The sequence below is a fragment of the Amycolatopsis sp. NPDC006131 genome (assembly GCF_040614175.1).
In the GTDB taxonomy this organism is placed as follows: Bacteria; Actinomycetota; Actinomycetes; order Mycobacteriales; family Pseudonocardiaceae; genus Amycolatopsis_E; species Amycolatopsis_E tucumanensis.
Window position 1 is genome coordinate 75,591 of record NZ_JBEXTX010000002.1, and the last position, 18,372, is coordinate 93,962.

Genomic DNA, 18,372 nt, shown 5'->3' on the forward strand with positions numbered 1-18,372 from the left:
GGTCACGGGTGGAGGCCAATGCGGAGCCGAACTGTGACCTGGCGATGGCTGGCAGAATGGCCCGGGTGGAGCAGACGACCGTGCGTGAAACCGTGCAGCGCCTCTGGGACGGCGAGGTGCTGACGAGCCTGTCCGGCCTGGTGGAGATCCCCGCCCTGTCGCAGGCCTTCGACCCCGACTGGGCTGCCAACGGGCACCTCGACGCCGCGGTGCGGCACGTGCAGAACTGGATCGCCGGGCGCGGTCTGCCCGGCGCGACGCTCGACGTGGTGCGGCTCGACGGATGCAGCCCGGTGCTGCTCGTCGACGTCCCGGCGACGCCCGGCGCGGAGGACCGCGGCACCGTGCTGCTCTACGGCCACCTCGACAAGCAGCCCCCGGTCGGCGGCTGGGCGGAGGGGCTCGGCCCGTGGACCCCGGTGGTCCGCGACGGCAGGCTGTACGGCCGCGGCTCGGCGGACGACGGGTACGCCGGCTACGCGGCGACGGCCGCGCTGGAAGCCGTGCACGCGGCAGGCGGCGCCCACGCGCGATCGGTGATCCTGCTGGAAACCGGCGAGGAGTCGGGCAGCCCCGACCTGCCGCGGTACCTGGAGCACCTGTCCGAGCGGCTGGGCCGCGTGAGTTTCGTGGTGTGCCTGGACTCCGGCGGCAACGACTACGAGCGGCTGTGGCTGACGACGAGCCTGCGCGGGATGACGCAGGTGCACGTCACGGTGCGGGTGCTCCAGGCGGCGGCGCACTCCGGGCTCGCCAGCGGCGTGGTGCCGAGCTCGTTCCGGGTGCTGCGGCAGCTGCTGGACCGCATCGAGGACGCCGAGACGGGCGAGATCAAGCTGGCGGAGCTGAACGTCGACATCCCGGCGAACCGGCGTGAGGAGGCGGCCGCGACGGTCGCCGTGGCCCCCGGCGCGATCAGTGGTTCGTTCCCGCTGATGCCCGGGATGCGCCCGGTGTCGGACGACGAGCTGGAGCTGCTGCTGAACCAGTCGTGGCGGCCCACGCTGTCGGTGATCGGCGCCGAGGGCTTCCCGGAGCCGGCGAACGCGGGCAACGTCCTGCGCGACCACACGACGCTGGCGCTGAGCTTCCGCCTCCCGCCGACGGCCGACGCGGCGGCGGCCCTGAACGCGGTGGAGAAGGCGCTGACCACGGACGTGCCCTACGGCGCGGTGGTCGAACTGTCCGGTTTGGAGTCCGCGAACGGCTGGAACGCGCCCGACCCGTCGCCGTGGCTAACTTCGGCGCTGGAGCGGGTCAGCGACGAGGTCTTCGGAGCGCCGTGGCGCAGCGTCGGGCTCGGCGGGTCGATCCCGTTCATGGGCCTGCTGGGCGAGAAGTACCCGGAGGCGCAGTTCCTGGTCACGGGCGCGCTGGGCCCCGACTCGAACGCCCACGTCCCCGACGAGTGGCTGCACCTGGCCCAGGCGAAGCGGCTCACCGAGGCGGTGGCGCACATGCTGGACGCCCACGCCCGCGGCTGACCGCCGGCTGCTCAGCTGCGGTCGACCGGGATCGAGGACGTGGCGGCGTCGCCGTCGTTCGTCGTGAACTCGAAGCTGCCCGCATAACGGGGACGACCGCGCCGCACGCACGCGCTGTCACCCGCGTGTTACCGACTGGTTACCGGGTAGACCCGAAATGCGGCCGTAACCACTCGATGCTGTGCGTGACCGTCAACAAGTGGCAGGATGCGTGCACTCGATAAGTATGACCTACTAGGAGTAAACCGTGTCGCGTCGATCGTTACGCAATGCGCTTGTTCTGTCGGCCACGCTCGCCATCGCGGCGACCGCGACGGCCTGCGCGCAGGAGGTCAACACCGGCGGCGACACCCAGGCCGGCGGTGAGATCAGCCTCAAGGAGACCGGCTTCCTCACCACGTGCACACACCTGCCGTACGCGCCGTTCCAGTTCACCGAGGGTGACAAGACCGTCGGGTTCGACGTGGACCTCGTGGACATGGTCGCGCAGAACCTCGGGGTGCAGCAGAAGATCTTCGACACCCCGTTCGAGGGCATCGAGTCGGGCGAGTCGCTCAACACCGGGCAGTGCGACGTCGCCGCCGCGGCGATGACGATCACCCCGGAGCGGCAGGCCGTGATGGACTTCTCGGTCGGCTACTTTGACGCCAACCAGGCGCTGCTGGTCAAGAAGGGCTCCGGCATCGACAGCCTGGAGAAGCTGCGCGGCAAGAAGCTCGGCGTCCAGCTCGGCACCACCGGTGAGGACTACGCCGAGGCGAACAAGGCCCAGTACGGCTACGAGATCGTCCAGTTCGAGGACCTCGCGCTGGAGCAGACCGCGGTCAAGACCGGCCAGGTCGACGCGGGCATCAACGACAACTCGGTGCACTACGAGTTCCTCAAGACCAACCCGGACGTCGAGGTGACGACCGAGTTCAAGACCGGTGACCAGTACGGCGTCGCCGTGCGCAAGGGCAATGGCGCGCTGCTGGCGAAGGTCAACGAGGTCATCAACGCCGCCAAGGCGGACGGCCGCTACGACGCCATCTACCAGAAGTGGTTCAACAAGCTGCCGGAAAGCAAGTAACCGGAAGCCACTTCTGCGAGGAGTTCCACCGTGGCGATGTCTCGCCGTAAACGCGCCCAGCTGTTCCGGGGCGCGCAGTACGCGCTGCTGGTGATCGTCATCCTGGTCGCGGCGTTCGTGGCCGACTGGGGCGAGATCCAGCGCGCGTTCTTCAACGTCGACGCGGCCCGCGCGCAGTTCCCCGGTGTCATCACGACGGCGCTGGTCAACACCATCGTCTACACCGCGCTCGGGTTCGCGTTCGGGCTGGCCGTCGGTCTGGTGCTGGCGCTGATGAAGCTGTCGCCGGTCGGGCCGTACCGCTGGATCGCGACCGTCTACATCGAGTTCTTCCGCGGGGTCCCGGCGCTGCTGGTGTTCATCACGCTGGGCTTCGGTGCGCCGCTGGCGTTCGGGTTGAAGTTCGACATCTACTCGACCGTGATGCTGTCGCTCGGCCTGGTCGGCTCCGCCTACATCGCGGAGACGATCCGGGCCGGCATCCAGGCGGTGCCGGCGGGTCAGCGGGAGGCGGCGCGGTCGCTGGGCATGTCCCAGGGGCGGGCGATGATCTCGATCGTCATCCCGCAGGCGTTCCGCATCATCCTGCCGCCGCTGACCAACGAGCTGATCCTGCTCACCAAGGACTCGTCGCTGATCTACCTGCTGGGCCTGGCCCGCGACGAGTACGAGCTGACGAAGTTCGGCCGCGAGGGCCTCAACGCGACCGGGTCGCTGACGCCGATCCTGCTCGCCGGGCTGTGCTACCTGATCATCACGATCCCACTGGGCTACCTGTCCCGGTACCTGGAGCGGCGCACCGGGCGCAAGAGCCAGCGCGGACTGGAGGTCGAAGCGTGACCGGCGACGTGATCGTCCAGGTGTCCGGACTGCACAAGGCGTTCGGCAGGCTGGAGGTGCTCAAGGGCATCGACTTGGAGGTGCGGCGCGGGCAGGTGGTCTGCATCATCGGGCCGTCCGGCTCGGGCAAGTCGACGCTGCTGCGCTGCGTGAACCTGCTGGAGGAGCCCAACGAGGGCTCGGTCGTGGTGAACGGGTTCGAGATCACCGACCCGGACATCGACATCGACCGCGCGCGGCGGGGCATCGGCATGGTGTTCCAGTCGTTCAACCTGTTCAGCCACCTGTCGGTGCTGGACAACCTCACCATCGCGCAGCGCAAGGTCCTCAAGCGGGACAAGGCCGAGGCCGAGCGGATCGCGATGGAGAACCTGCGCAAGGTCGGGCTGACCGGCAAGGAGCGCTCGCTGCCCACGCAGCTCTCCGGCGGCCAGCAGCAGCGCGTCGCGATCGCGCGTGCGTTGTCCATGGACCCGGACGTGATGCTGTTCGACGAGCCGACGTCCGCCCTGGACCCGGAGCTGGTCGGCGACGTGCTCGCCGTGATGCGCCAGCTCGCCCGCGACGGCATGACGATGCTGGTGGTCACCCACGAGATGCAGTTCGCGCGTGAGGTGGCCGACGTGGTGCTGTTCATGGACGGTGGCGTGGTGGTCGAGCAGGGGCCGCCGTCCCAGGTGATCGCGGACCCGCAGCACGAGCGCACGCAGACGTTCCTGTCGCGCGTGCTGAACCCGGCCCACGTCGACGAGTAGTAGCGCGGGACCCCCCTCGTCCGCGACGATCGTCCGAACCAGGTGGCGATCGTCGCGGGGAGGGGTGCCCGGATGCCGGTGTTGTACTTCGCGCACAGCTACCGCGAGCGGGACGCGCGCATCGTGGACTACTTCGGCCGTCTGATGCGCAGCGAAGGTCTGGTGCCCAGCCTCGATCCGCCATCGGACTCGGTGAACGGCGCGAAGCTGCAGCGCCACCTCAACGCCAGTGACGGGATGATCGCCGTGCTGAGCCGCCGCGAGGACGGCACGTCGCCGCACATCCTGTTCGAACTCGCGCTGGCGATGCGGGCGGGGTTCCCTGTGCTCGTCTTCATCGAGGACACCCTGCCGAACGACGCGGTATCGCCGCACGTTCCGCAGCAACGGTTCTCCTACCGGTCGTTCCTGCGCCAGGCCCCGGCGCACCGCCAGGCGTTGAGGTTCTTCAAGGCCTACCTGGCCTCGACGCCACCCGGCGGTTACGTGCCGCTCGGCCGCCGCCGTTCCTGCCTCATCGTCCAGTCCGCTCCGGAACCGTTGGTCGATGCGACCGCGCGCTGGATAGCGCAGTACGCGGAGTACGAGGTGGGCGTCCTGGACCAGCGGACCGACGCACCGCCGTGGCGGCCGTTCGACGAGATCCGGTCCGCTTCCGTGCTGGTCACCTTCGCGTCCAGCGGGCAGCCCCGGGATCACCTGACCGGCTTCGCGACGGCCGCGGGCGTGCCGACGATCGAACTGACCGCCGATCCCGGCTACCGTCACCACCCGGCGATCCCCGACGAGTACCAGCCTCGGCTGGTGCGCGGGACGGAGGAGCTGCCCGGAGTCCTCGCCACCGAGTTCGAGCTCTTCGAGCAGGACTTCCTGGAGCTGACCGACCAGGACGCGGTCGACCGCTACGCGTCCTTCCTCGTCGATCTCGAGGGGGACTACGACTCGACGACCCGCGAGACCGCGATGGAGGTTGTGATGGGCGACAAGTACGAGGTCTCCGGCCAGACGGGCGCCGTCGGCCGAAACGCGCGCGCGAAGGACATGACGTTCCAGCAGGTCTGGCAGGGCGAAGGTGACCGCCTGGATCTGCCGAGGCTGGCCGGTGAACTGGAGATCCTCCGGTTGGAGCTGAAGCGCCAGGCGACGACGCGCGAGCACGACGCCGTCGTGGCCGAGATCGGTGCGGCCGCGGAGGCGGCCGAGCGCGGCGACGGCCCGGAGACCCTGAGCCGTCTGCAGCGGGCGGGCAAGTGGGCACTCGGAGCGGCCACCGCGATCGGCACCGGAGTTGCTGCCGCGGCCATCAAAGTGGCGATAGGCTTCTAGCGCACCGGCCCGGGAACCCGCGGCGTCGCCTGTTCGTCGGAGCCTTGTGGGCAGGCGGGTGAAGGAGGGGGATTCACGGATGCCGGTAGGCCAGCCGGGTCAGGCGGAGCGGGAGTTGCCTGCCCTGGATCCCTTCCGCGGAGTGCCGGACCGGCGTTACCACCTCGCCGCGGAGGAGCTGCTCAGACCGTTGCTGGAGCCCGGCAGCGGCGGCCTGCTGCGCTGGCGCAAGCAGACCAGCAACGCCCCGATCGTCGCCGTGGAAAACGCTTACATCACTGGGCGGCTCGACCTGCGCGGGGCGGACCTGGACTGCCTGTTCCGCTTCGAGAACTGCCGCTTCGAGCACCCGCCGGACGTGCGCGAGGCCAAGATCCTCGGGCTGGTCTTCCGGCGCTGCTGGCTGCCCGGGCTCAAGGCCCGCAACCTGCGCAGCCGCAACGACGTCCGCCTCATCCGCTGCGTCGTGCAGGTCCTGCCGGGCAGCGACGACGGCGAGACCGCGGTGCAGCGCGGCGACACCCGCGAGCGCGGCGTGCCGGACGCCGCCATCAACCTGACCGACGCCGTCGTCGAAGGATCCGTAGTCCTCACCCGTACGGCGGTCGACTACCCGCAGGGCCGCGCGATCCAGGCCGACCGGCTGATCATCGCCGGCGCCTTGCTGGCCTACCGCATGCAGACCGAGGGCGAGGTCCGGCTCCCCGGCATGCGCACCGGCGGCAACGTGAACTTCTCCGGCGCCAAGCTGCGCAACCCGGACGGCTTCGCGCTCGACGGGAACGGCGCGCACATCGGCGGCAGCCTGCTGTGCGAGGTCGACAACTACGGCGCGGCCAGCACGCGGCAGCCGTTCTCCGCGCACGGTGTGCTGCACCTGCCGAGCATGCGCGTCAACGGCGACATCGTGCTGCGCGCCGCGGAGCTGCAGAGCGAGCAGCAGGGCCGGATCGTCGTCGAGGCGTGGAAGTCGAGCGACCCGTACGTCGACCCGTGGCCGGCGCTGGTCGGCGACCGGTGGCAGGTGGACGGCAACGTCGAGCTGTCGGACGGGCTGTCCGCGGTCGGCACGCTGCGCATGATCAACGCGAAGATCGGCGGCACCCTGCGCCTGGCCCGCGCGCGCATCACGGTGCCGCGCGGTTCGGTCGAGCCGTACTACGACCGCGCGCTGCACCTGGACGGCTCGCAGATCAGCAGCGATCTGGAGGCGACCGGCCTGGAGATCCCGTCCGGCCAGCTGCGGATGGCCGACGTGACGGTCCGCGGGAACCTGCTCGCCGGGCGGGTGCGCCTGCGGCACGCGGAACGCGACGTCCTGTCCGCCCGCCGGATGACGGTGGCGGGCAACTTCCACCTGCACGAGGCGACCATCGAGGGCACGCTGCGGCTGCAGGGCGTCGAGGTCGGCGGCAGCGTGTACCTCTACGGCACCGACGTCACCAAGCCGGCGGTGCGCAACCGGACCAGCTTCTCGGTGGACCTGCGCACGGTGAAGGTGGGCCGCGACATCACGCTCACCAGCGCCGGCGAGCAGCCGTTCCACGCTGAGGGCGGCGTCAACATGGACGGCGCCACCGCGGGCCGCCGCATCGACTTCACCGGCGCGGTGCTGGGCTCGTACAACAAGCACGCGATCGCGCTGGACGCCAGCGACGTGGGGGCGGACGAGTTCCTGCTCAACTTCGCCGAGCCCGCCACCGGCAGCATCGTGCTGCGGCACGCGCACTGCCAGACGCTGGAGGACAACGACAACTTCTGGCAGGCCGAGGGCGGCATCGAGCTGGAGGACTTCCGCTACGACGTCCTCAAGCGCCCGATCGACATGAAGGACGACGCCGCGGTGCGGGACCGCATCGAGCGGCTGCGCACCGCGATGGCCGGGTACCGGCCGGGCCCCTACGACCAGCTCGCCGCGATGCTGCGCAACAGCGGCAACGAGGAGCACGCGTCGACGGTGCTGTTCAAGAAGCAGCAGTACCGCTATGAAGCGCTCGCGCAGGGCTACCGGGTGCTCGGCCCGGGTGTGCGGTTGTGGAGCTGGCTGCAGCGGTGGATGGTCGGTTACGGCTACCGCCCGGTGCGGGCGCTGGCCTGGCTGATCGCGCTGCTGGCCGCGGGCAGCGTCTACTTCGGCACGGGCACCGACTCGTGTGTGAACGACCCGGTGCGGTACATGGTGAGCGGCCCGCGGTGCGCGGTCGACCAGCAGGAGACGGGCCTGGAGTGGAACCCGGTGCTGTACACGCTGGACCTGCTGGTGCCGATCGTCGACTTCGGCAACAAGGGCCGCTGGTACATGCACGACCTGGACAAGTGGGTGTCGAACGGATTCACCGCGATGGGCTGGGTACTGGCGACGACCGTCGCGGCCGGCGCCGGCCGCATGATCCGCCGGGAGACCTGAGGGCCGCCGGAGCTGCCCCCAGGCCCGGGTTCAGTGGCAGAGTTCAGTGGCGGGGCAGCCGGGGCCGGTGGCCCTTCTCCTGGGTGGGCGGTTCGCTGACCGTCGGCGGCATCGCCGGGGCGGGCAGGTTCGCCGCCTCGTACCGGGACAGCGTCAGCGGCCCGCTGGTGTCCGGCAGCGTCGGCGGTTTCGTCCCGCCCTCGTGGAACCGGAACGCGGAGGTGAGGTCGCCGAAGGTGGACCGCCGCCACGCGGAGATGTTGGGTTCCGCGACGCCGGTGACGCGTTCGAGGAGCCGCAGCTGGGAGGTGTGGTCGAAGTTCTCGCTGCACACCCAGCCGCCCGCGGTCCACGGCGACACGATGATGCACGGCACGCGGAAGCCGCCGCCGATCCACAGCCCGTTGCCCTTGGTGCCGCCGGGTGAGGTGCCGGTGACGAACTCGCCGGGGGTGCCCGCGGGCGGGATGGGCGGGACGACGTGGTCGAAGAGGCCGTCGTTCTCGTCGTAGCTGAGGATGAACACGGTCTTGGCCCACACGTCCGGGTTGGCCGCGATGGCGTCAATCTTGCTGGCGACGAACGCGGCGCCGTCGGCCGGTGTGTAGTCGGGGTGCTCGGACTGGGTGCTGGTGGTGATGATCCAGGAGACGGTCGGCAGTTTGTCGTTGCGCGCGTCGTACTCGAACTGGCCTTCGGGGCGGTGGGTGAGGCCGTTGACGGCGAGTTCGGAGTCCGGCGCGGCGTTGCGGAAGGCCGCGAAGTTCTCCAGCATGTTGCAGCCGTAGGTGTCGTCCTGTTCGTAGACCTTCCAGCTGATGCCGGCTTCGGTGAGCCGTTCGGCGTAGGTCTTCCAGGTGTAGCCGCCAGCCGGGGCCTTGTTGTCGAGGATCGGCCCGCCGTGTTCGCCGTCGGGGTCGATGGTGCCGGTCATCCACATCATGCGGTTGGGCCAGGTGGGGCCGAGCACGGAGCAGAAGTAGCTGTCGCAGATGGTGAACGCCTCGGCGAGGGCGAACTGGAAGGGCAGGTCGGCGCGGGTGTGGTAGCCCATGACGTAGGGCCCGTTCTTGCCGTCGGCCTTGCGGTGGGCAGGCAGCCAGTTGTCCATCTTGCCGCCGTTGAGCGAATCGTGCTGGACCTGCCAGGCGTGTGAGGTGGACGGGATCTTCTGGGCGTTGGTCGCGTGGGTGTCGAGGTGGAACGGCAGCGCGTAGCCCGCCGGGTTCTGCGCGTCGGGCTGGTAGAACACCGACCGCCCGGACGGCAGCCGCACCGCGTCCGGGTCGTCGAACCCGCGGACGCCGGAGAGGGTGCCGAAGTAGTGGTCGAACGAGCGGTTCTCCTGCATGAGCAGGACGACGTGCTCGATGTCCCGCAGGGATCCGCGTTTCGGCGCTTCCTGGGCCAGCGCCCGTTGCACGTTGGGCGGCATCAACGCCGAGGCCGCCGCCGCAGCTCCAGCCCCCAAGACCCGCCGCCGAGTGACTCCAGACAAGAAAACCTCCAGTGAACGAGAAACCCCACCCACCCTGACCCCACGCGGCCACACGATCAGGTGAAAAAGTTGAACAGCAAGTCAACAGCCGAAAAACCTCAACGAGAAACCGGTCATTCAAGAAAATCCGCAGCTCACGCCGGCCCTCAGGGGGCGCAAGAGCGGATCACGAAGCGCAAAAACCCACGATGGCGACAAACGCACCATTCCGGCACCGGGAGGGGGTCCAGGGGGCGAAGCCTCCCTGGCGGGGGCCTGGGGGTTCGACCCCCAGAGAAATGACGAGGGCACCCCGGCGAGCCGCGAAGCGCGAGCAGGGGTGCCCTGTGTCCCGAGCGGACGACGGGATTCGAACCCGCGACCCTCACCTTGGCAAGGTGATGCGCTACCAGCTGCGCTACGTCCGCGTGCCCCGGGTCAACCGGTGCGATGGACAGTCTATACGGACGCGATTCGCCGGGTTGACGGGGTGGCCATTTTGGGGTGATCTTGGGTGGCTGCGAGGTGTGCGTCGCCCTGTCGGAGGGAACTCGGTCACTCCGGGAGTACAAGGGGTGACGGCGAGCGTTTCGCTCCGTATGGTGTCTCCATTCAACCGAACGGGTTAGTCCCGCGGGGGAGGAGGTGGCTGGCCGCATGACGGACGACGCGGCGGTGCCGGAACAGCGCATGGCATCGGAGGACGAGCAGGCTCTGTTGAGCAGGCTGCGTTCCGGTGAGGATGCCGCGTTCCGCGAGTTGTTCGAGCTGCACGCTTCCGCCGTCCGCAGGCTGGCCCGCAGTCTGGCCGCCGATTCGTCCGAGGCGGAGGACATCACCGCCGAGACGTTCTTCCGCGTGTTGCAGGCGTTGCGTCGCGGGAACGGCCCGAAGGAGCACATCCGCGCGTACTTGCTGACGGTGGCGCGCCGGGTGTCGTGGGAGTGGCACGGCGCGCGCCGCGATGTGCCGGTCACCGACGACGAGCTGACGCACCGCGCGGGGGCCGGCGCCGACGCGCACGCCCGCACCGCGGAGCACAGCTTGATCGCCACCGCTTTCACGAGTCTGCCGGAGCGCTGGCGGACCGTGTTGTGGCAGACCGAGGTCGAGGGCGAGCAGCCGGCGGTGGTGGCTCCGCACTTCGGGTTGAGCGCGAACGCGACGGCGGCGCTGGCGCGGCGGGCCCGGCAGGGCCTGCGTGCCGCGTACCTGCAGGCGCACCTGGCGATGAACCGGATTTCCGACGTCAGCTGCCGCGGGGTCATCGAGAAGCTCGGCGGTTACACCGCGGGCAGCGTCACCGGTGCCGAGGCGCGGCGGATCCGCGGTCACCTGCTGGGGTGCGCGTCCTGCCGGGCGATGCACGCGGAGCTGCGGGACGTCTGCTCGTCGCTGCGGGCGCACGCCGGTGCGGTGGCGTTGCTGGTGCCGGCCACCGCCGTCGCCGCGGGCACGGCCGCCAGTGGCGGTGCGACGTCGGGTGTGCTGACCACGTTGAAGACCGTGCTGGTGTCGAAGCTGAAGATCGGCGTGGCGCTGGCGTCGACCACGGCCGCGGGTGTGGTCGGGTTCGCGGTGGGCCCGGCGATGGTCGACGATTCGCAGCCGATCGGCCTGCCCGAGCAGGGCGGGGTCGAGTTGCGGATCGCGGAGCCGGAGTCGCGGCTGAGTTCGCCGCCGCAGGTGCTGATCGCGCCCGACGAGGTGACGCTGCCCTACCCTGGCGCGCCGTTGCCGAGCACGGTCGTGGAGAAGTCGCAGCCGCCCGCGAAGTCGATCGAGCCGGCCGGGCCGCCCGCGCGGCAGCAGCCGCAGACCGACGGTTCGAGCACCGGTGGCGAGCGGTCGGACCAGGTCGAGCCGACGCAGTCGTCGTCCCGCGGCAGTGCGCGCGACGACCTGCCGACCACGGACGCCACGCCGTACTCCAGCGAGGACTCGCCGACCCGGGACAAGCCGGGCAAGGGCTGGGGCCGGGACAAGGACAAGCCGACGCAGGCCGAGTCGCACGGGCCGCCGTCGTGGTCCGCGCCGTGGTGGCTGTGGCGGGACCGGGATCACGGGCACTCCGGCCGGGGGTCATCCGAGTAGTCGATCTCCGTCCGCGTCTCGCGCGGCGGGCCGCGGCCACGCTACGGTTGGACGGGCGAACGACCGTGGCGGGAGGCAGCGAAAGATGAACCGCGTGGTGCGGGGAGGCGACGGCCGCGAGTGGGTCGTCCGGGCGCAGATGGAATGGCGCCGCCCGGCAACCGCCGAGGACTTCGAGCGGGACATCTCCGGCAGCTACACCTCGGGCATCGCGATGCTCGCCGTGTGCGTGCTGCTGGCCGTCATCCTCGTCGCCTGGCTGCCCGACACCGTCGTGGTGCCGCCGTGGGTGATCTACGGCCTGCTGCTGATCGCGGTGTTCTTCCCGCTGCGGTGGGTGCTGAACCGGCCGTGGACGGTCGTCGCGGAGACCGACGGCGGCGTCACCGGCGAGCCGCCGCCCGAGCGCTGGGTCGGGATCATCTCCGGCATGTTCCGCGTGCGCAGCGAGCTGACCAGGCTCGCGAAGACCATCCAGCGGGAGGCGGGCCCGGACTTCGAGGGCCCGCTGCGGCCGATGGAGTAGCGATGCCGGAGTTGCCCGAGGTCGAAGCGCTGGCGTACCACCTGCGTGAGCACGCGGTGGGGCGGCTGGTCAGCCGCGTCGACGTGGCGTCGCTGGCGGTGCTGAAGACGTTCGACCCGCCCTACACCGACCTGCACGGGCGCGAGGTGACGGGGGCGGGCCGGTTCGGCAAGCACCTCGACCTCGACTGCGACGGCCTGCACCTGGTGGTGCACCTGGCGCGCGCCGGCTGGCTGCGGTGGGCGGACAACCTCTCGCCGGCGCCGCCGAAACCGGGCAAGGGCCCGATCGCGCTGCGTGTCCACTTCGGAGACCGTGGCTTCGACCTTACCGAGGCGGGCACGAAGAAGGGCCTGGCGGTGTGGGTGGTGCGGGACCCGCAGGAGGTGCCCAGCATCGCCCGGCTCGGCCCGGACGCCCTGTCGCTGCACCGGGATTCGCTGGCCGAGCTGCTGGCGGGCCGCACCGAGCGGCTCAAGTGGGCGCTGACCGACCAGTCGCTGATCGCGGGCATCGGCAACGCCTACTCGGACGAGATCCTGCACGCCGCGCGGCTGTCCCCGTTCGCGACCGCGGGCAAGCTGTCCGACGACGCGCTGGACCGGCTCGCCGAGGCGGTGCACCAGATCCTGACGAGCGCGGTGGAGCGCTCGGTGGGCCAGGACGCCGCCCGCCTCAAGGGCGAGAAGCGGTCCGGCCTCCGGGTGCACGCGCGGACCGGCCTGCCCTGCCCGGTGTGCGGGGACACGGTGCGTGAGGTTTCCTTCGCCGACAAGTCCTTCCAGTACTGCCCGACCTGCCAGACGGGCGGCAAGCCGCTCGCGGACCGTCGCCTGTCGCGCCTGCTCAAGTAGCGCCTCACCCCGCAGGGTGGCGAAGTCAGCACAGAAAGTGCGCTGAAGAGCTTGCACCTTGCGTCACGAGCGCAGAGCATTGACGCCGTGTCCGGTCTGCCGATCTCGCAAATCATCCCGTGGAGCGTGTCGGGTGTGCTGCTGATCGTCCTGATCGTCGTGCTGGCGCGGACCCGCAAGCCGAGCAGCTCGATCGAGGACGCGGTTCTGGAAGCCGTCTACCACATGTCCCGCGCGACACCGGACCTCCGCGAGGGCTTCGACCAGGCCAGCGCCGACCGGATCACCTCGCAGCTGCTCGAACTGCTCAAGTGCGTCGCCGTCGGCATCACCGACAACGAGGGCACCCTGGTGTCCTGGGACGGCGAGGCCAACGACCACTACCTCGACCTCAGCAGCGCCGTGATGATGTCCATCCGCAAGGCCCGTCGTGAGGTCGTCTCGCACGACGACGTCCCGTGCGACCACCGCGGCACCTGCAAGATGAAGACCGCGGTGATCGTGCCGCTGCTCGTCGAGGACGAGGTCGAGGCGGCGCTTATCGTGGTGGGCCGCAGCTCCGGCAAGCGCCTGATCCAGATGGCCGACGCGGTCGCGCAGTTCGTCACCACCCAGTTCGAGCTGGCCCGCTTCGAGGAGTCCAAGCACCAGTTGCAGCAGGCCGAGATCAAGGCGCTGCGCGCGCAGATCTCGCCGCACTTCATCTACAACGCGCTCAACACGATCTCCGCGCTCATCCGGACCGACCCGGAGGAGGCGCGCGAGCTGCTGCAGGAGTTCGCCGACTTCACGCGCTACTCGTTCCGCACCTCCGGCATGTTCACCACGCTCGCCGACGAGCTGCGCAACATCGACCGCTACCTGACGATCGAACGGGCCCGGTTCGGCGGCCGCCTCGAGGTGCGGCTGAAGATCGCGCCCGAGGTGCTGTCGGTCGTGGTGCCGTTCCTGATCATCCAGCCGCTCGTGGAGAACGCGGTGCAGCACGGCCTGGCGAACAAGCCGACCGGCGGCATGGTCACCGTCACCGCCTCCGACTACGGCACCGAGGCGTTGATCAGCGTCGAGGACGACGGCATCGGCATGGACCCGGCGCGGCTGGCCGACCTGCGCAACTCGCACCGCACCGGCGCGCACGTCGGGCTGGGCAACATCAACGCGCGCATGCGGCAGCTGTTCGGCGACGAGTACGCGCTGATGGTCGAGACCGCGCCGGGCGCCGGTATGAAGGTGACGCTGCGGGTGCCGAAGTTCGCGCCCGGCGTGCGCACCGACCTGCCGGACTACGCGGAAGCCCCGCCGGAGCCCGCCCGCAACGGCCGTCTGCACAAACCGGACGGAGTCCGTAACCTGGCGCCATGACCAGCGTGACGGACAGGCTGAGCAGCAGGATTTCGCGCATCGGCGACCGGGGCGACCGCAAGGACGTGGTGGCCGTCGTCAAGCTGCACGGGGTGATCACGCCGACGCCCTCGCCGCTCGCGCGCGGCACCATCAACCTCGCGGCCGTCGAGTCCGCCCTGACCCGCGCGTTCGACCACGACCGGCTCAAGGCGGTCGCGTTGCAGATCAACTCGCCGGGCGGCGCGCCGACCCAGTCCGGGCTGGTCGCGGAGCGGATCCGCCAGCTCGCCGCGAAGAAGCCGGGCGTGCCGGTGATCGCGTTCTGCGAGGACGTCGCGGCCTCCGGTGGTTACTGGCTGGCGTGCGCGGCGGACGAGATCTACGCGCACCGCACGTCGATGGTCGGTTCCATCGGCGTGATCAGCGGCGGGTTCGGGTTCACCGGTCTGCTGGAGCGCTTCGGCATCGAGCGGCGCGTGCACACCGCGGGTGAGAACAAGAAGCGGCTCGACCCGTTCGCCCCGGAGAAGCCGGAGGACGTCGAGTGGCTGAAGAAGATGCACGCACAGTTGCACGAGATGTTCGTGGAGTGGGTGAAGGAACGCCGCGGCGACCGGCTCGCCGACACCGAGGAGCTGTTCACCGGTGACGTCTGGCTCGGCGCGAAGGCCGTCGAGCTGGGCCTGGTCGACGGCATCGGCAACCTGCGGGAGGTCGTCGAGCAGCGCTGGCCGGACGCCGAGATCACGATCGCCGAGCCGAAGAAACCGCTGCTGGCCCGGCTCGGCATCGGCGCGCCGGCAGCCGCCCAGGCGCTCCTGGACGCGGTCGCACAGCGAGTTGCTTGGTCACGCTACGGGATTTGAAAGCGCTCGCCCGCTCGCGGTATGGACATCACAACCTGCAGTAGGCAGGATGCGAGTCACTGTGAGTGCGCAACAAGACACCAGAAGACTGCTCGTCCTTGCCGTGGACGACGAGCCACACGGGTTGAACCTGCTGGTCGACACGCTGCGGGGCAACCCGCACATCGGTCGCGTGTTCACCGCGGTCGACGCCTCCGAGGCGCTGCGCGTGCTGGCCTCGGAGGACCCGGAGGTGCGTGAGCGCAAGGAGCGGGGCCTGCCGCCGATCGACGCGGTGTTCGCCGACCTCCAGATGCCCGGCCTGTCCGGCATGGAGATGGCGCGCGTGTTCTCCGCGATGAGCCCCGCGCCGGTGCTGGTGTTCGTCACCGGGCACGCGCACGAGGCCGTCAACGCGTTCGACCTGGGCGCGGTGGACTACCTGCTCAAGCCGTGCAACCAGCACCGGCTGGACCGGGCGGTCGAGCGGGTGCTGGAGAAGCTGAAGACGGTGGCCCCGCCAGGGCCGGGCGCGGCCGCGCCCGCCGCGCCGGACGACGACGAGGTGATCCCGGTCGAGCTCGCCGGGACCACGAAGCTCGTGCCGCGCTCCTCGGTGCGCTGGGTCGAGGCGCAGGGCGACTACGCCCGCCTGTTCACCAAGGACGGCAACAGCCACCTGGTCCGCATCCCGCTGACCCAGCTCGAGGAGCGCTGGGAGAAGGCCGGGTTCGTGCGGATCCACCGGTCGTTCCTGGTCGCGTTGAACCTGATCACCGAGCTGCGCATGGGGCAGGGCGGCTACCAGGTCGTGATCGGCAACGAGGAGAAGCTGCTCCCGGTCTCCCGGCGGCACACCCGTGAGCTCAAGGACCGACTCACGGGTGGTCGATGACCGAGGACTTCCACCGTCGCGCGGACGGGGTGCGTGAGCCGGACCCGACGCTGGGCAAGAACTACCAGCCGGCGTCGGTGGAGCCGATCCCGCCCGCGCCGCCGCCCGAGGCGCCGCCGGAGCCGGCGAAACCGCCGAAGCGGCAGCGGGTGGTGCTGGCGGATCCGCGTTCCCGCAAGACGACGCCGACGCTGCGCGCGCGCCTGGAGCTGGAGCAGCAGACCAGCTGGGGCGAGCTGCTGATCCGCGACCTGGTCAAGCACCAGCTGCGCACCGCGCTCGGGTTGAGCGCGCTGGTGCTGGTGCTGCTCGGCGCGCTGCCGCTGGCCTTCTACCTGTGGCCGGGGTTCGCCGCGCTGCGTGTGGTCGGCGTGCCGCTGGCGTGGTTGCTGCTGGGGCTGTTGCCGTTCCCGTTGCTGCTGCTCGCGGGCCTGGCCTACAACCGGCTGGCCGAGCGGCACGAGCGGGACTTCGTGGACATGATCGAGTCGTGACCGGCCCGCGGAGCCGGAGCCGGGGCAGGGGACAATCCGGATCGTGCAGCTGAACCCGTGGGCGCTGAGCGGCATCGCGACCGTCGCCGTGCTGACCTTCTACCTGGGTCACCGCTCGTCCCGGTTCGCCAACACCACGCACGACTTCCTGGTCGCGCGCCGCACGGTGCGGTCGCGCCGCAACGCCGCCGCCATTTCCGGTGAGTACCTCTCCGCCGCGTCGTTCCTCGGCATCGCCGGGATCATTCTGAAGGACGGCGCCGACGGGTTGTGGTTCCCGATCGGCTTCACCGCCGGCTACCTGGCGCTGATGCTGTTCGTCGCCGCGCCGCTGCGCCGCTCGGGCGCCTACACGCTGCCGGACTTCCTGGAGGCGCGGCTGGAGTCGGTCGCGCTGCGCCGGTGCGGCACCGCGTTCGTGGTGTTCATCGGGATCCTCTACCTGGTCCCGCAGCTGCAGGGCGCCGGGCTGGCGCTGACGACGGTGCTGAACGTGCCGGGCTGGGTCGGCGCGGTGACGGTCACCGTGCTGGTCGGCGTGAACGTGATGGCAGGCGGCATGCGCGCGATCACCGTGGTGCAGGCGTTCCAGTACTGGCTGAAGCTGTTCGCGATCGCGCTGCCCGCGTTCGTGCTGTGCGCGGTGTTCCTGGCAGGTGGCAAGCCGGGGCCAGCCGGTTCGCTGGGGTCGCCCGCGCCGCCGGTGTTCGCCGCGCAGACCACTGTGGACATCCGCACCGACGTCGCCTTCGAGGTCGGCACGCTGACGCAGGTCCTGATCGAGCACCCGGGCGACCCGGCGCCGCACGACGAGATCTGGGTGCAGGGCTCGACGCAGGAGCTGCCGCAGGGCACCCGCGTGTGGTTCGCGGCGGGCACCCCGGTCCCGACGGTGAGCGACGCGGAGGTCACCAACTCCGACTGGCTGCACCCTGGTTCCGAGGGCGTGCGGGACCTGCTGCAGACGTATTCGCTGATCTTCGCGACGTTCCTCGGCACGATGGGCCTGCCGCACGTGCTGGTCCGCTTCTACACCAACCCGGACGGCCGGGCGGCGCGCCGGACCACGGTGCACGTCCTGTTGCTGCTCGGGCTGTTCTACCTGTTCCCGACGATCCTCGGGGCGCTGTCCCGGATGTACGTGCCGGAGCTGCTGGTGACGGGCCAGACGGACGCCGCGGTGCTGCGGCTGCCGTCGGCGATGGTGCCGGGGGTGGCCGGGCAGGTGCTGGGCGCGGTCGTGCTGGCCGGGGCGTTCGCGGCGTTCCTGTCCACGTCGTCGGGGTTGCTGGTGAGCCTGGCGGGCGTGGTGTCGACGGACCTGTCGAAGGGCCGGGTGCTGGACTTCCGGATCGCCGCGGGTGTGGTCGCGCTGGTGCCGCTGGCGCTGGCGCTGCTCCTGCGGCCGAACGACCTGTCGCTGAGCGTCGGGATGTCGTTCGCGCTGGCCGCGTCGACGTTCTCGCCGTTGCTGCTGCTCGGCGTGTGGTGGCGCGGCCTGACCTGGCCGGGCGCGATGGCGGGCATGATCATCGGCGGCGGGCTGGTGCTCGGTGCGCTGGTGGTGGACCTGGTCAGCCGGTTCACCGGGGGCTGGGCGCCGTGGTTCGCCGACCAGCCCGCGTTGATCACGGTGCCGGTCGCGTTCGCGGTGACGATCCTGGTCAGCCTGGCGACGCCGAACGGCAAGCCGGCCGACGTGAACGCCGTGATGCTGCGGCTGCACGCCCCGGACCGGCTCGGGTTCATGCGCGATCGGGCGGTCGCGCGGTTCGGGCAGGCCGAAGAGCGTACCCGGATGGGACGCGGCCGACACCGCAAGTGACCCCAGTTCTCACCCGGGCGACTTTCACTCCATTGGCGGTTTCGTTTACCGTCGGTTGACTTTTCGGCAAATCTTGCCCGTTTGGTGATTCGCGAAATGGACATTCCTACGTCTAACCGGCGTAAGATCGTCAACTC

15 protein-coding genes and 1 tRNA gene are annotated in these 18,372 nt (G+C 70.3%); 14 read left to right on the forward strand and 2 right to left on the reverse strand.

Annotation, left to right across the window (positions count from 1 at the left end):
- Positions 1–56 precede the first annotated feature (56 nt).
- The 6 genes from ABZ215_RS01470 to ABZ215_RS01495 all read left to right on the forward strand — a co-directional run bounded on the left by ABZ215_RS01470 (position 57) and on the right by ABZ215_RS01495 (position 7,881).
- The gene (locus ABZ215_RS01470; protein WP_354947178.1) at positions 57–1,484 is read left to right on the forward strand and encodes a M20/M25/M40 family metallo-hydrolase; all 1,428 of its coding nucleotides are present in this window, start codon (positions 57–59) and stop codon (positions 1,482–1,484) included.
- A 247-nt stretch (positions 1,485–1,731) separates the two neighbouring features.
- A complete protein-coding gene (locus ABZ215_RS01475; RefSeq protein ID WP_020416354.1) occupies positions 1,732–2,553 on the forward strand; it encodes a transporter substrate-binding domain-containing protein in 822 nt (273 codons plus the stop codon).
- Positions 2,554–2,583: 30 nt separating this feature from the next.
- The gene (locus tag ABZ215_RS01480; RefSeq protein WP_020416355.1) at positions 2,584–3,393 is read left to right on the forward strand and encodes an amino acid ABC transporter permease; all 810 of its coding nucleotides are present in this window, start codon (positions 2,584–2,586) and stop codon (positions 3,391–3,393) included.
- Positions 3,390–4,148, forward strand: a complete 759-nt coding sequence (locus ABZ215_RS01485) for an amino acid ABC transporter ATP-binding protein (protein ID WP_020416356.1) — start codon at positions 3,390–3,392, stop codon at positions 4,146–4,148. The genes ABZ215_RS01480 and ABZ215_RS01485 overlap by 4 nt, the downstream gene beginning before the upstream one ends.
- Positions 4,149–4,220: 72 nt before the next feature.
- On the forward strand, positions 4,221–5,474 hold the full coding sequence (locus ABZ215_RS01490; protein WP_354946975.1) for a hypothetical protein: 1,254 nt from the start codon (positions 4,221–4,223) through the stop codon (positions 5,472–5,474).
- Positions 5,475–5,553: 79 nt separating this feature from the next.
- On the forward strand, positions 5,554–7,881 hold the full coding sequence (locus ABZ215_RS01495) for an oxidoreductase (protein ID WP_235716047.1): 2,328 nt from the start codon (positions 5,554–5,556) through the stop codon (positions 7,879–7,881).
- Positions 7,882–7,924: 43 nt separating this feature from the next.
- On the opposite strand, the gene ABZ215_RS01500 is transcribed toward ABZ215_RS01495, so the two are convergent.
- Both ABZ215_RS01500 and ABZ215_RS01505 read right to left on the reverse strand, forming a co-directional pair.
- A complete protein-coding gene (locus ABZ215_RS01500) occupies positions 7,925–9,316 on the reverse strand; it encodes an alkaline phosphatase family protein (protein WP_354946977.1) in 1,392 nt (463 codons plus the stop codon).
- 397 nt (positions 9,317–9,713) lie between these two features.
- Positions 9,714–9,786 (reverse strand) — tRNA-Gly (locus ABZ215_RS01505).
- 229 nt (positions 9,787–10,015) lie between these two features.
- Between ABZ215_RS01505 and ABZ215_RS01510 the strand changes: the two genes are divergently transcribed.
- The 8 genes from ABZ215_RS01510 to ABZ215_RS01545 all read left to right on the forward strand — a co-directional run bounded on the left by ABZ215_RS01510 (position 10,016) and on the right by ABZ215_RS01545 (position 18,235).
- Positions 10,016–11,452 (forward strand): sigma-70 family RNA polymerase sigma factor, encoded by a 1,437-nt coding sequence (locus ABZ215_RS01510; RefSeq protein ID WP_354946979.1) that lies wholly within the window; start codon positions 10,016–10,018, stop codon positions 11,450–11,452.
- An 85-nt stretch (positions 11,453–11,537) separates the two neighbouring features.
- Positions 11,538–11,978: a hypothetical protein gene (locus ABZ215_RS01515; RefSeq protein ID WP_020416361.1), complete on the forward strand. Its 441-nt coding sequence runs from the start codon at positions 11,538–11,540 to the stop codon at positions 11,976–11,978.
- Between the two features lie 2 nt (positions 11,979–11,980).
- Complete coding sequence (locus tag ABZ215_RS01520) at positions 11,981–12,832, forward strand: DNA-formamidopyrimidine glycosylase family protein (RefSeq protein WP_020416362.1); 852 nt, start codon at positions 11,981–11,983, stop codon at positions 12,830–12,832.
- Positions 12,833–12,910: 78 nt separating this feature from the next.
- Complete coding sequence (locus ABZ215_RS01525; RefSeq protein ID WP_354709567.1) at positions 12,911–14,194, forward strand: histidine kinase; 1,284 nt, start codon at positions 12,911–12,913, stop codon at positions 14,192–14,194.
- On the forward strand, positions 14,191–15,042 hold the full coding sequence (locus ABZ215_RS01530) for a S49 family peptidase (RefSeq protein WP_020416364.1): 852 nt from the start codon (positions 14,191–14,193) through the stop codon (positions 15,040–15,042). Before ABZ215_RS01525 ends, ABZ215_RS01530 begins: the two co-directional genes overlap by 4 nt.
- A 49-nt stretch (positions 15,043–15,091) precedes the next feature.
- Positions 15,092–15,916 carry a LytTR family DNA-binding domain-containing protein gene (locus ABZ215_RS01535; RefSeq protein ID WP_051079479.1) on the forward strand — a complete coding sequence of 275 codons (825 nt, stop codon included), beginning with the start codon at positions 15,092–15,094 and terminating at the stop codon, positions 15,914–15,916.
- Positions 15,913–16,410: a hypothetical protein gene (locus ABZ215_RS01540; RefSeq protein ID WP_354946981.1), complete on the forward strand. Its 498-nt coding sequence runs from the start codon at positions 15,913–15,915 to the stop codon at positions 16,408–16,410. The genes ABZ215_RS01535 and ABZ215_RS01540 overlap by 4 nt, the downstream gene beginning before the upstream one ends.
- A 43-nt stretch (positions 16,411–16,453) precedes the next feature.
- On the forward strand, positions 16,454–18,235 hold the full coding sequence (locus tag ABZ215_RS01545; protein ID WP_354946983.1) for a cation acetate symporter: 1,782 nt from the start codon (positions 16,454–16,456) through the stop codon (positions 18,233–18,235).
- Positions 18,236–18,372 lie beyond the last annotated feature (137 nt).

Excerpts from the sequence above, each read along its gene's own strand:
- ABZ215_RS01470 (WP_354947178.1), top strand. The coding sequence starts at position 57 with ATGGCCCGGGTGGAGCAGACGACCGTGCGTGAAACCGTGCAGCGCCTC.
- ABZ215_RS01520 (WP_020416362.1), top strand. The coding sequence starts at position 11,981 with ATGCCGGAGTTGCCCGAGGTCGAAGCGCTGGCGTACCACCTGCGTGAG.
- ABZ215_RS01540 (WP_354946981.1), top strand. The coding sequence starts at position 15,913 with ATGACCGAGGACTTCCACCGTCGCGCGGACGGGGTGCGTGAGCCGGAC.
- ABZ215_RS01500 (WP_354946977.1), bottom strand. The coding sequence starts at position 9,316 with ATGCCGCCCAACGTGCAACGGGCGCTGGCCCAGGAAGCGCCGAAACGC.
- ABZ215_RS01495 (WP_235716047.1), top strand. The coding sequence starts at position 5,554 with ATGCCGGTAGGCCAGCCGGGTCAGGCGGAGCGGGAGTTGCCTGCCCTG.
- ABZ215_RS01530 (WP_020416364.1), top strand. The coding sequence starts at position 14,191 with ATGACCAGCGTGACGGACAGGCTGAGCAGCAGGATTTCGCGCATCGGC.
- ABZ215_RS01490 (WP_354946975.1), top strand. The coding sequence starts at position 4,221 with ATGCCGGTGTTGTACTTCGCGCACAGCTACCGCGAGCGGGACGCGCGC.
- ABZ215_RS01535 (WP_051079479.1), top strand. The coding sequence starts at position 15,092 with ATGCGAGTCACTGTGAGTGCGCAACAAGACACCAGAAGACTGCTCGTC.
- ABZ215_RS01510 (WP_354946979.1), top strand. The coding sequence starts at position 10,016 with ATGACGGACGACGCGGCGGTGCCGGAACAGCGCATGGCATCGGAGGAC.
- ABZ215_RS01515 (WP_020416361.1), top strand. The coding sequence starts at position 11,538 with ATGAACCGCGTGGTGCGGGGAGGCGACGGCCGCGAGTGGGTCGTCCGG.